Source organism: Mesorhizobium sp. M2A.F.Ca.ET.042.01.1.1, assembly GCF_003997405.1.
Taxonomy (GTDB): Bacteria; Pseudomonadota; Alphaproteobacteria; order Rhizobiales; family Rhizobiaceae; genus Mesorhizobium.
Window position 1 is genome coordinate 1 of record NZ_RZRX01000196.1, and the last position, 12,615, is coordinate 12,615.

At 64.3% G+C, this 12,615-nt stretch carries 11 protein-coding genes; 4 read left to right on the plus strand and 7 right to left on the minus strand.

Annotation, left to right across the window (positions count from 1 at the left end; genetic code table 11):
- Nucleotides 1-367 precede the first annotated feature (367 nt).
- From EOA23_RS24755 to EOA23_RS24780, 6 genes are all read right to left on the minus strand, one after another.
- Complete coding sequence (locus EOA23_RS24755) at nucleotides 368-1,834, minus strand: UdgX family uracil-DNA binding protein (RefSeq protein WP_127306082.1); 1,467 nt, start codon at nucleotides 1,832-1,834, stop codon at nucleotides 368-370.
- 2 nt (nucleotides 1,835-1,836) lie between these two features.
- Entirely contained in the window at nucleotides 1,837-3,072 is a 1,236-nt protein-coding gene (locus EOA23_RS24760) for a putative DNA modification/repair radical SAM protein (RefSeq protein WP_127306083.1), read from the minus strand.
- Nucleotides 3,073-3,158: 86 nt separating this feature from the next.
- On the minus strand, nucleotides 3,159-4,565 hold the full coding sequence (locus EOA23_RS24765; RefSeq protein ID WP_126063132.1) for a glutamine synthetase family protein: 1,407 nt from the start codon (nucleotides 4,563-4,565) through the stop codon (nucleotides 3,159-3,161).
- A gap of 11 nt (nucleotides 4,566-4,576) precedes the next feature.
- A complete protein-coding gene (locus tag EOA23_RS24770) occupies nucleotides 4,577-5,953 on the minus strand; it encodes an aspartate aminotransferase family protein (protein ID WP_127306084.1) in 1,377 nt (458 codons plus the stop codon).
- A gap of 63 nt (nucleotides 5,954-6,016) precedes the next feature.
- Nucleotides 6,017-6,991, minus strand: coding sequence for a WD40 repeat domain-containing protein (locus tag EOA23_RS24775; protein ID WP_127306085.1), 975 nt, complete (start codon nucleotides 6,989-6,991; stop codon nucleotides 6,017-6,019).
- Nucleotides 6,992-7,263: 272 nt separating this feature from the next.
- Nucleotides 7,264-8,319, minus strand: a complete 1,056-nt coding sequence (locus tag EOA23_RS24780) for a GTP-binding protein (RefSeq protein WP_126063129.1) — start codon at nucleotides 8,317-8,319, stop codon at nucleotides 7,264-7,266.
- A gap of 386 nt (nucleotides 8,320-8,705) precedes the next feature.
- Here EOA23_RS24780 and EOA23_RS24785 point away from each other — a divergent pair, with 386 nt between their 5' ends.
- Complete coding sequence (locus EOA23_RS24785) at nucleotides 8,706-9,179, plus strand: MarR family transcriptional regulator (RefSeq protein ID WP_042645190.1); 474 nt, start codon at nucleotides 8,706-8,708, stop codon at nucleotides 9,177-9,179.
- An 85-nt stretch (nucleotides 9,180-9,264) separates the two neighbouring features.
- Here the strand turns inward: EOA23_RS24785 and EOA23_RS24790 are convergent, their stop codons facing one another.
- Nucleotides 9,265-10,137, minus strand: coding sequence for an AraC family transcriptional regulator (locus EOA23_RS24790; protein WP_127306086.1), 873 nt, complete (start codon nucleotides 10,135-10,137; stop codon nucleotides 9,265-9,267).
- Nucleotides 10,138-10,182: 45 nt separating this feature from the next.
- On the opposite strand from EOA23_RS24790, the gene EOA23_RS24795 reads away from it, so the two are divergent.
- The 3 genes from EOA23_RS24795 to EOA23_RS24805 all read left to right on the plus strand — a co-directional run.
- Nucleotides 10,183-10,590, plus strand: coding sequence for a DUF2000 family protein (locus EOA23_RS24795; RefSeq protein ID WP_127306087.1), 408 nt, complete (start codon nucleotides 10,183-10,185; stop codon nucleotides 10,588-10,590).
- A 457-nt stretch (nucleotides 10,591-11,047) separates the two neighbouring features.
- A complete protein-coding gene (locus EOA23_RS24800) occupies nucleotides 11,048-11,932 on the plus strand; it encodes a DMT family transporter (protein WP_189341694.1) in 885 nt (294 codons plus the stop codon).
- Between the two features lie 80 nt (nucleotides 11,933-12,012).
- Nucleotides 12,013-12,615 (plus strand): LacI family DNA-binding transcriptional regulator (locus EOA23_RS24805; protein WP_145966475.1); only part of this gene is annotated, 603 nt, incomplete at its 3' end.

Here is a 12,615-nt window from a genome sequence, read left to right on the forward strand (position 1 = left end):
GGCCAAATCGATTCCAAATCTGATAGCTTGCATGACGGACGGTCTCCTCCTCTGGGGTTGATCACAGCCCAGTTTGGCACATTCGATGCCGCAAGGGGCCGTCCACCCATCATTCTAGGGCGGAGCAAGGAGCGAAGCGACGCGGTGCAGACCCTAGAATCCATTCCGTGACCTTGGCCGAAAAGTGCAGCGGAGCAGAATTCTGGACCGTTGCGGCGCGTTCAAGTCATGGCATGATCCTCGGGTCTGCGCTGCGTCGCTTCGCTCCTTGCTCCGCCCGTGGATGACGAAGTGATGGAGGTTTCGGCTAATCTCAAAGGTCCCCGACCGTGCGACAGTATCCGCGTGCGAACTCCCCCTAAATCGATCAAGCGCCCATCAGCTGCTTGACCTTCCGCATATCCTGCAAAAACCGCTCCCGCTCGGCCTCTTTGTCCTCCTGCTCCCGGATGCGCAGGATGAAGGAGGGGTGGATGGTGAGGAACACGCGCAAGCCGTCCTCGCGCTCGACCACGTCGCCGCGCATCTTGGTGATCGGCACCGCCTTGCCGAGCAGCGATTGCGCCGCCGTCGCGCCGAGCGCCACAACGAGGTTGGGCTTGACCAGGTCAAGCTCCTTGTCCAGCCACCAGCGGCAGGCCTGGATCTCACCGGCATTGGGCTTCGAGTGGATGCGCCTTTTGCCGCGCGGCTCGAATTTGAAGTGTTTCACCGCATTGGTCACATAGACCTTGCGGCGATCGATCGCGGCGTCGTCCAGGATGCTGTCGAAAACCTTGCCCGCCGGCCCGACGAACGGCTTGCCGGCCAGATCCTCCTGGTCGCCGGGCTGCTCGCCGACGAAGATCACGTCGGCATTTTCTGGCCCTTCGCCAAAGACGGTCTGCGTCGCGTCGCGCCACAACGGGCAGCGGCGGCAGCCTTTCGCGTCCTCGCGCAGCTCCGGAATATCGTCGGCCTCAGGCGCCGCCACATCGGACGGCTCGGGCGTGGGCCAGTGCTTGGCCTTCACCTTGGCATGATGCGGTGCTGGGCTGGTTGGCATCCGGGCGATCATGTCTGACGCGGCTTTGTCCGCTCCTGCTATCAAATCTGGAATGAGCGAGGCCTCGGGAAGGTTCCGCCAATATTTCTTCGGCATCTCCTTCTGCATCGCCTTCACCTTGAGGCGGGCCGGGTTGAAGATGTTCTCGAAATAGGTCCGCCACAACGCCTCGGCATCGTCTTCCGCCGGCGTGTCGCGCTTGGCCGCACCCGGCCCCATCGCCAGCCTCTCGCCGTCCCAGTCGGCCGAGGCATGCGCGGTCAGGATCGTCCAGCGCACGCCAGTGAAACGACGCACGAAGAAATCGGCATTGCGCTCGACGATGTAATGGTCGGGCTCGAACCACGCGACATAGCGCTCGTCCGCGCCTTCGCCGATCTTCCGGAAACGCACGAAGGCGCGCATCTTGTGGATGTCGCGGTGCACGGCCTTCTCCATCGCCTCCAGCCGCCGGATGTCGGGATCGGTCGCGATCGAAAGCAGCTTCGGCTCCGAACGCAACCGCCAGAGCAGCCGGTAGAGAAAGCCGAAGCGCTCGGGGTCGCAATGGCAGATCACCGTCTCGGCGCGCTCGATGAAGTCGCGCGGTACGACCAGTCGCGCATCGGCTTGCGCGGCCGGCAATTCGCTGGCGCCATCTTCGCGATCCGGCTCGACCTGCCACGCGACATCTTCCGGCGGAATGTCGTTCGTCGCCAGCCGCCGCGCCGCGTCGCGCCAGCCGGCGAAATCGGTCTGGCTTTCGAGCCGGACGAGATGTGATGCGAGGTCGAGTTGAGTTTTGGCCATGTTCAGAACAGCGAAAGCTGCTCGCAGGAGCGGGTGATCGCCTGGCGCAAGCCGGCCTTGTCGGTCAGCGCGCCCGGCGACCAGCCTTCCGCGACGATGAAGGGCCGCACCTTGGCGACCGAATGGCAGAGCCGGCCGATATCCTCGAGCCGCAGCCGGCGATGGCGGCGTGTCTCGATGATCCGGTCGATGACCTTGGTGCCGAGCCCGGGAACGCGCAGCAGCGCCTCTCGCTCGGCGCGGTTGACGTCGACCGGGAATCGGCCCCGATTGCGCAGCGCCCAGGCGAGCTTGGGATCGATGGCAAGGTCGAGCATCCCGTCATTGCTGCCGGCCAGGATTTCCGGCTGCGAGAAACCGTAGAAACGCATCAGCCAGTCCGCTTGGTAGAGCCGGTGCTCGCGCATCAGCGGCGGCTTCTGCAGCGGCAGCGATGACGAGGAATCCGGGATCGGGCTGAACGCGGAGTAGTAGACGCGGCGCAGGTGATAGCTGCCATAGAGCCGGGCGCTGGCGCGCAATATGCCGTCGTCGGAGGTCTTGTCGGCGCCGACGATCATCTGCGTCGACTGGCCGCCCGGCGCGAAACGCTCGCGCCTACGGCTCTGCAAAGTGGGCTCGTCCTTCTCCTCGATCTTGCGGCGCAGCTTGGCCATCGAAAGCCGGATCGTTTCCGGTTTCTTCTCCGGCGCCAGTTTCTTGACGCCTTCGTCCGTCGGCAGCTCGACATTGATCGACAAACGGTCGGCATAAAGCCCTGCCTTCTCGATCAGTTCGGCAGATGCTTCGGGGATGGTCTTGAGGTGTATGTAGCCGCCGAACTTTTCCTCGACCCTGAGTCTGCGCGCCACCTCGACCATCTCGCCCATCGTCTCGTCGGGCGAGCGGATGACGCCAGACGACAGGAACAGTCCCTCGATATAGTTGCGGCGATAGAAATCCATGGTGAGCTTCACCACCTCATCGACGCTGAAGCGGGCTCGCCGCACATTCGAGGACGAGCGGTTGATGCAATAGCTGCAGTCATAGATGCAGAAGTTGGTGAGCAGGATTTTCAGGAGCGATATGCAGCGCCCGTCCGGCGCGTAGGAATGGCAGATGCCGGAACCCTCCGTCGAGCCGATGCCGCCTGACCTCAGCGAGCCGCGCTTCGCCGAGCCGGACGACGCGCAGGAAGCGTCGTATTTGGCGGCGTCGGACAGGATCGCCAGTTTGTCGCGGACGGAAAGCACAGCCATTTGTTCATGATATGTTCCAGAAATGCAATTGGCTATAACTTTTGATTGTCCGCGGCAAAACGTGATCGCCGCGCGTGTCGGCCCGCCTACACCTCGTGCAGATAAAGGTGATAGTCCAATTCGCTGACCGTTCGCGCGACGCGCAGATATTCGGCCTGCTTGATCGCCACGAAGGTCCGGTGCAGGTCTGGGCCCAGAGCCGATTTCAGGAAATCGGAGCCCCTGGCCGCCTCGATCGCGGCGCGCCAGTCGGCCGGCATGGTCGATCTCTCGCTCGCCTGCTCGTAACCGTTCCCGGTGGTCTCTGGCCCCGGATCCAGCCCTTCGTCGAGCCCTTTGACGATGCCGGCCAGCACCGTCGCCGCCACCAAATAGGGGTTGGCGTCGACGCCCGACGGCCTGTGCTCGATGCGGCGGTTCCTGGCGTCGCCCGCCGGCACGCGCAGCGCCACCGAGCGGTTGTTGACGCCCCATGTCGGCGCCACCGGCGCATAGGATTGCGAAACGAAGCGCCGCCATGAATTGGCGTGCGGCGCAAACACCAGCATCGATTCCGCCATGGTGTGGATCAGGCCGCCAAGCGCATTGAGCAGCTTCGGTGACCATTTCTCGCCGGTAGCCTCGGTGAAGACGTTGCGGCCGGCATCGTCCTGCAGCGAGACGTGGAAATGCATGCCCGAACCCGCATAGGCCTCGATGGGCTTGGCCATGAAGCAGGCGGTGACGCCGTGCCGCCGCGCCTGCGCCCTGACAAGCCGCTTCAGCATGACGAGATCGTCGGCTGCTCGCATCACATCCTTGCGGTAGTTGAGCGTCAGCTCGTACTGGCCGGGCGCGTATTCGGAAATGACCGTCTCGGCCGGAATGCCTTGCGCCTTGGCCGCGGCGTAGATGTCGGAAAAAAGTGGCTCCATGCCATGCAGATGGTCGACGGAATAGACTTCCGTCTTCGCCGAACGGCGGCCGTCGAGCACCGCGCGGGCAGGCTGCACCTTGCCGTCCGCGTCGCGCTCGTTGGACAGCAGGAAAAACTCCAGCTCGAAAGCGCCGGCCGGATGCAGGCCGCGCGCGGCGAGCAATTCGACCTGCCTTGCCAGCACCAGGCGCGGGTCGGAGGTCATCGGTTGGCCGTCGAGATGGTACATCGACATCAGCACCTGGCCGCGGGCCGGGCTGGTGCCGTAGAGCGGCACCAGCGTCCCCGGGATGGGCCATGCCCTGAGGTCGCCGTCGCCGGTGTCCCACACCAGTCCGGTCTCGTGCACATCCTCGCCGGTGATGTCGAGGCCGAGGATCGAGATCGGCAGGTGCCTTCCATTCTCGAAAATGCCCAACAGCTCATGCCGGCGCACGATCTTGCCGCGGCCGATGCCGTTGGCGTCGGTGAGCACGATGTCGAACGCCTCGATCTCGGGATGCGCGTCGAGAAAGGCCTTCGCCTCGGCGGGCGTCGAGCCGGAAGGCGATGTTGTTACGGCGTTCGGATTGTCCATGGCCGCTTTTCTCACGCCGTAAGCCGGGCCGCAACCGCGGCGAAGGCGGCTATCAACCGGCTCACCTGCGCGGAAGTTGTCACCGGCGAGATCAGCATCATGTTGTGGAACGGGGCGATCAGCACGCCGCGATTGACCAGCGCGACATGGATGGCGGCTTCGAGCTCCGGCGCATGCGCCTTCTCGGCCTCGCCGCCATTGTAAAGCGGTCCCGGCGCGCAGATGAATTCGACGCGCGCGCCGACCCGCGCGACATGCCAGGGCAGCTTGTTTCGCTGGATGACGGCGGTCAGCCCCGCATCGAGCCGGCGCGCCAGCCGGTCCATATGCGCATAGGCCTCCTCCGTCATGACCTCTTCCAGCGTCGCGCGCATCGCCGCGAATTGCAGCGGGTTGGCCGACAGCGTCGTGCCCATGCCGGAATAACCGGGCTCCTTGGTACGGTTATAGGCGCCGTAGCGCGTAGCGACCTCCTCGCTCATCCCCCAGATGCTCGCCGGCACGCCGCCGGCCACCGGCTTGCCGAGCACGAACAGGTCCGGCTCCAGCCCGTACTTGCGCGTATAGCCGCCCGGGCCGGTGGAGATCGTGTGCGTCTCGTCGATCAAAAGCAGCGTGCCGGCCGCGCGGGTCAGCCGCCGCAGCGCGTCATGGAAGCCGGCATCCGGCAGCACCATGCAGGAATTGGTCAGCACCGGCTCGGTGATGACGCAGGCGACGTCGCGGTCAGCAAGCGCGGCCTCCAAGGCAGGGACGTCGTTGAATTCGACGATCTTGGTCGCCCGCGTCAGGTCGCGGAACTCGCCGGCCAACCCCGGCCGGTTCACCGGCTTGCCTTCGATCAGCCGCACCATCGTCTCATCGACCGAGCCGTGATAGCAGCCGTTGAAGACCAGGATCTTCTCGCGCCCGGTCACGGCGCGGGCGACGCGCAGCGCGAAACGGTTGGCGTCGGTGGCGGTAGTGGCGATCTGCCAGTAGGGCAGGCCGAAGCGCTGCTGCAGGAGCGGGCCGATCGCCAGCGCGTCCTCGCTGGGCAGCATATAGGTCAGGCCCCGGGCCGCCTGCCGGCGAATCGCGCGGGCGACCGCCGGCGGCGAATGGCCGAGCATCGAGCCGGTGTCGCCAAGGCAGAAATCGTCGAGCCTGTTGCCGTCGATATCGGTGATTGTGGCGCCCTTGGCGCCGTCGACCAGGATCGGGAACGGCGTCGGCCAGTCGGTCATCCAGTGCATCGGCACGCCGCCAAGGAAGCCGGCGATGCCGTTGCCGAGCTTCGCCTCGGATTTCGGCCGCGCCTTGCGGAAGGCGGCCGCCTCCGCCTCGCGCATCTCAGCGATGCGGGCGATGTCGATGCCGCCGATGGAAGTCCGGTCGATTGAATGCATGAGTTCCCCTCGGGCAGTAGGGCAGTAGGGCAAGGCGTTCAACCGCGGTCTTTCCCTACTCCCTTACGCAGTGATATCGATCACGCCGCAATCGCCGGTAGCACTTCCGAAGACGATGCGGCGCTCTTCCTTGTCCCACGTCATCGACGTGATGGCGCCCTTGCCGGGGCGGCGCAGCAGCACCTCCTTGGCGTCGGCAAAGCGCGCCGCGATCACCATGCCGTCCTCGTAGCCGATGGCCACGACGTCCTGGCTCGGATGGCAGGCGACGCAGGTCACCATCGTGTTGCCGCGCGTGCCGAGTTCCAGCGGCGCCTTGCCCATCGGCCCGTCCTTGGCTTGAAACGGCCAGACGATCGCCGCCGGCGCGCCGGAGCTCGCCAGCCATTTGCCCTTGACGCTCCACGACAGGCTCTTCACCTTGCCGGGATAGCCTGACATGCGCATGTGCTTGCCGTCGGCGAGCTTCCAGCCATGCAGCGCGTTTTCCTGCATGGTGGTGATGAGGAAGGCGCCGTCCGGTGAAAAGGTGATGCCGGTATGGGCGCCGGCCCATTCGAGCTCCACCGGCTTGCCCTCAGCCGCTGGAAAATGCAGCGTCGCGCCGTTGTAACGGGCGACGGCAAAACGCATGCCCTTGGGCGAGAAGGCTAGTCCTTCCACCGAGCGCGGGTGGGTGAATTCCTTGATCTTGCCGTCGGCGAAACGCACGAAAGCGGTCTTGCCGGAAGCATAGGCGATCGCGCCCTGCGGACCCGCGGCGACGCTGGTGATCCATTTTTTTCCAGCGCTTGCGAGTTCGCTCACCTCGCCGCCGGCCTTCACGGCAAACACCTTGCCGTCCTCGCCGCCGGTGATCAGCCGGTCGTTGGCCGCATCATGAAAGGCGGCAAGCAGGCCGTCATTGGCCTGCACCGTCTTCTGCCCATTGTCCAACCGATGGATCGCGCCGTCGGCCAGCGCAAAATGCGGCACGTCGTTGAGGAAGACGGCGGCGACGCAATGGCCTTCAAGATCAAGCGGGGCGACTGTGGGCATAGGGGCGGTCCAATCGAGATTGCTGCCATTCCCATAAGGGGTCGAGCCGCAGGTCTCAACCCATGCTTGGAATCGCTATAAGGAGGGGGCGCCGGCGTTGAGGTTCTCCCTTCTCCCCCTGTGGGAGAAGGTGGCCTCGCGAAGCGAGGTCGGATGAGGGGTGCTCCAGGGAAAGCCGACGTCTCACTCCGCTGGAACACCCCTCATCCGTCTCGGCGCTGCGCGCCGATCCACCTTCTCCCGCAAGGGGAGAAGGAGAGGTCGGCGAAAAATCAAGCCGCCTGGCAGGCTTCAAAACTCTTCCTGAGCCGCTCGGCGTCGAGATCGCGGCCGATGAAGACCAGCCGGCTCTCGTGCTTTTCGCCGTCCTTCCAGGCGCGCTGGTGGTCGCCCTCGAGGATCATGTGTACGCCCTGCAGCACATAGCGGTCCTCGTCGCCCTTGAGCGCGATGATGCCTTTCAGCCGCAGGATGTTCGGCCCTTCCATCTGGGTCACCTTCTCGATCCAGGGGAAGAATTTCTTGGGGTCCATCTCGCCGCCGCGCAGCGACACCGACTTCACCGTCACGTCATGGATGTCGGAAGCATGGTGGTGATGGTGATCGTGGCCGTCATGATGATGGTGGTCGTGGTCGCAGTCCGGGCCGCATTCATGGTCGTGATCGTGGTCATGCGCCTCGAGGAAGTGCGGATCGTTCTCCAGCGCGCGCGACAGGTCGAAGGCGCCGCGGTCGAGCACTTCGTCGAGCGCCACGCCGGACCTCTGCGTACGATGGATCTTTGCCGCCGGGTTGATGGCGCGGATCGTTGCTTCGACCTTTTCCAGCTCTTCCGGCGTGACGAGATCGGTCTTGTTCAGCACCACCACGTCGGCGAAGGCGATCTGGTCCTCGGCTTCCTTGGAATCCTTCAAGCGCAGCGGCAGGTGCTTGGCGTCGACCAGCGCCACCACCGCGTCGAGCTTGGTCTTGGTGCGCACGTCGTCATCCATGAAGAAGGTCTGCGCCACCGGCACCGGGTCGGCAAGGCCGGTGGTCTCGACGACGATGGCATCGAAGCGGCCGGGCCGTTTCATCAGGCCCTCGACGACGCGGATCAGGTCGCCGCGCACGGTGCAGCACACGCAGCCATTGTTCATCTCGTAGATTTCCTCGTCGGATTCCACGATCAGGTCGTTGTCGATGCCGATCTCGCCGAACTCGTTGACGATGACGGCGTAGCGCTTGCCGTGGTTCTCCGACAGGATGCGGTTGAGCAGCGTCGTCTTGCCCGCGCCGAGATAGCCGGTGAGAACGGTTACGGGGATTTGCGTCTGTGCATCGCTCATGGCTTGCCTCGAAGTCTTGGTCTCGAAAAATCTGGATTGTCGGCCTCATATAGGATGGGCGTCGCGCTTTTGCACGCGTCAAACCGATGGGCCAGGCGGACCCTCCTACGGGGATGGCGGCGAGGAGGGATTTGGTGGCGGTCGAGGCCGACCAAACGGGGAGCCGCGTGCGCTCCCAATGGCCGTTCCCCGTTGCCGCTGTGAATCTCCGCTCCTCAAAAGTCGTTTGTCATCTAACTGAAATAAACATCTGGCATCACCTGCGCGGGCACCGCAATGCTTGCCGGCAAAGCGTTCCGCAAGCCGGTTTCTTAGAGATCGTCATTTGCCAATCGTCGGACAGCCTCTATGCTGGCCGCGCCGGTTGGGCCGAAGAGGGAATGGCCATGGCCAAGGCGGACAAGACAGCGACAATGAGCCGGCTGCATTCGGCGGCGAGGCTGGCGCGCACGGCGCTGGCGGCGCGGCTTCTGGCGCATGGCTTTTACGCCGGCCAGGACCAGATCATGCTGGCGCTCGACCGCGAGGACGGCCAGACCCCCGGCAACCTCGCCGGCAAGCTCGGCGTGCGGCCGCCGACCATCACCAAGACCATCAACCGGCTGCAGGCCCAGGGTTTCCTCGAAAAGCGCGCCTCCAACGCCGATGCCCGCCAAGCCCATATCTTTCTCACCGAGTCCGGCCGCGAAACAATTCGCGCCATCGAAAAATCGGTCAAGAAGACCGAGAAACAGGCGCTGAGGGGCCTCGACAAGAAGGACCAGAAGGCGCTGTTCAAGCTGCTCGCCCGCATCGAGGCGAATTTGTCGAACGAAGATCTGGTCCTGATCGACGACGACGCGGAGATGGATGAGGCGTGAAAGCGCGACGCGCAGCGTCGTCGCTCCACGCACCCACGTTAGAGTTGTGCTATAAGCGCGATGCGCAGCATCGTCGCCCTTGCGGCTAGGCCGTCGCACCCGATCCCTTCACCAGCGCCGCCCAACGCCCCGGCGTCATGCCGAACGCCTTCTTGAAATGCCGGTTGAAATGGCTTTGGTCACTGAAGCCGGCGCCGGCGGCGATCTCCGCCAGCGCTTCTCCCTCGGCGATCACGCGCCGCGCTCTTTGCAGCCGGCGCATCAATAGGAAGCGATGCGGGCTGGTCGAATAGGTGGCGCGAAAATGGCGTGACAGCGCATAGCGGTCGAGGCCGGTAACGGCCTCCAACTCGTCGGAACGCACCGCACGCTCGGCATTCTCCGCAAGATAGTCTCGGGCAAGTGCCGCCGCGCGCCACGCGGTCTTGCCTGTTGATTTTGCCGGCTTTCCGGCGTGGCGTCTCAGCTGTCGCGCCAGCTGCGCGACGAAATCCGCCACGAACAGGTCATCGAGCTCTTCGTCCAGCGGCGTTAGCGCCGACAAAAGCGTGTCCCGCAAGTGAGGATCGTCGACCACGGCGTTGCGCACGAAAGGCAGCGCCTCGCCGTCAAGGCTGTCGAGCAGCAGAGACGGCTCCAGATAGAGGATCCGGTAGCGCAGACCGTCTTCCGTGCCGGCGCCGCCGTCATGCAATTCGTCCGGATGCAGCACGATCGCCTGGCCGGGCAGGCTATGTTGCAGCGCGCCACGATAATGAAAGCGCTGCACGCCGTGCAATGTCACGCCGATGGCATAGGTGTCGTGCCGGTGCGGCTCGAAGGCGTCGCCGTGAAAACGCGCCTCGATGCGTTCGAGGCCCAACCCGCCCGGCGCCGAAACAATGCGATCGCCATTGGCCGCGTCCGCGCACGAACGTTCAAGACCTTGCTTCGCTTCCGCGCCTAGAGCCTGCGTCATCGCCCTGTTCCGCCCGTCACGGGCCATCCCGGAGTCTCAATCTTGGTGTTCGATACGAAAATTGCAATTGTTCTCAGAGAGGATCTGCCGGTCTGGCAGAAACTCAACGTCACCGCCTTTCTGACCAGCGGCATCGCCGCGCAGTTTCCCGAGATCATCGGCGAGCCTTATCGCGACCGCGCCGGCAACCTTTATAACCCGATGTCGATCCAGCCGGTCATCGTCCTTTCGGCCGATGCGGCGACGCTGGGCACGATCCACCGCCGGTCATTGGAGCGCGGCGTGACGACATCCGCCTATGTCGAGGAGATGTTTTCGACCGGCCACGACGTCGCCAACCGCGCCGTCTTCGCCGAATTCGCCCCGGACGATGCCAAGGTCGTCGGCATCGCCCTGCGCGGCGAGAAGAAGCTGGTCGACAAGATCACCAAGGGCGCCCGCATGCATGCCTGAGTCTTTGCTGTACCCATGCTGGCGGGTCGCCCTAAGGAACAAGGCGAGCGTTCCAAATTTGCCACAGGCCTCCCAGCTTCGTCATCCTTGGGCGTAGCGACGCGCAGCGGAGCGAAGACCCAGGGATCCATGCCGTGACGTAGATCGAATGGTGCAGCGGTGCAGAATTCTGCACAGCTGGCGGAGCGTCAATGTAACGGCATGGATCCTCGGGTCTGCGCCGCGTCGCTTCGCTCCTTGCTCCGCCCGTGGATGACGACGGCGAGCGCGGTCAGGCCAATCGCCAACGGACGGTGCGCTCTAAGCCTGTCCAAAGTGCTTGTTGGGCCAGTCGCTTTTGGCTTGCCGGCCAGCGGCGATTGCCGCAGAAGGGGACGTCTATCCTCCCTTCGGCACGACCTTGAGCATTCCCAAAAACAACGACGACAGCGCAACGCCGCCCGCGGCGATGCTTTTGATGCTTTGCGTCTATGTCTGCTTCACCTTTCTCGACACCTCCAGCAAATATCTGGTGCTGGCCGGCGTCTCGGCGCTGATCGTCGCCTGGGCCCGCTTCACCGTCCATGTCTTGCTCGTCGGCGTCTTCCTGCGCGGCTGGCGCGAGCCGGCGCGCTTTCGCGCCAATAACCTGCCTGCGCATGTATTGCGCGGCTGCATGCTTTTCGGCTCGACCATGTTCAACATCCTGGCGCTGAAGACGCTGCAGCTGGCCGAGACGACGTCGATCTATTTCTTCGGCCCGATGGTCATCACCGCCCTTGCCGGCCCGCTGCTCGGCGAATGGGCCGGCTGGCGGCGCTGGCTGGCGATCCTCACCGGCTTTGTCGGTGTCCTGATCATCACCCGGCCCGGCGTGGGCGTGTTCGGCATCGGCCATCTCTTCGCGCTGGGCTCGATGCTGTCGAACAGCTTCTATGTCATCATGACGCGGCGCATGTCTGCGACCGAAACATCCGAGAGCTTGATATTGTTCTCGGCGCTGGCGCCTTCGGTGCTGCTGGCTCCGATGCTTGCCTTTGCGCCCGCGCTGCCGCATGGCGGCTTTCAATGGTTCGTCGTCCTGATGTTGGGTGTCTTCGGCGCCGGCGGCCACTATCTGCTGGTCCGGGCCTATCGCCTGGCGACCACGACGCAACTGGCGCCTTTCCCTTATTCGCAGATGGTGTGGATGATCATCTCGGGCTGGCTGATCTTCCACCAGTTCCCGGACCGCTGGACCTTATTGGGTGCTGCCATCATCGTTGCCAGCGGCCTCTACATCATCCATCGCGAGCATCGGCTGCGCGTGCGCAATTCTGCCTCGCTCGACACCGAAGCCGAGGCGCTGGCGAAAAAACTTTGATTTGCTCCGAGTCCGGTGGCATAAGGCCGTTTTAAAAAATTTAAAGACGTAGATCCGAAGACCCTGGGGAGCGAAGGGCACTGGCACAGAAGATCAAGCTTTCGACGATCGCGGATGCGCTCGGCGTCTCCACGGCAACGGTATCGCTGGCGCTGCGCGACAGCCCGCTGGTGGCTGGCGCCACGCGGGAGCGCATCAAGGAACACGCGCGCGCCATCGGCTATATCTACAACCGCCGCGCCGCCTCGCTGCGCACCTCGCGCTCCGGCATCGTCGGCGTCGTCGTGCACGACATCATGAACCCGTTCTTCGCCGAGATCCTGCGTTCGATCGAAAGCGAGCTCGACCGCAGCCGCCAGACCTTCATCCTGTCCAATCACTACGACCAGCTCGAAAAGCAGCGCACCTTCATCGACACGCTGCTGCAGCTCGGCGCCGACGGCGTCATCATGTCGCCGGCCATCGGCACGCCGGCCGAGGACATCATCATGGCCGAGGAAAACGGCCTGCCGGCGGTGCTGATCGCGCGCAGCGTCGCCGGCGCCGACGTGCCGGTGTTCCGCGGCGACGATGCCTATGGCACCGCACTTGCCACCAATCATCTGATCTCGCTCGGCCACAAGCGCATCGCCATGGTCGGCGGCACCGACCAGACCTCGACCGGCCGCGACCGTTACCAGGGC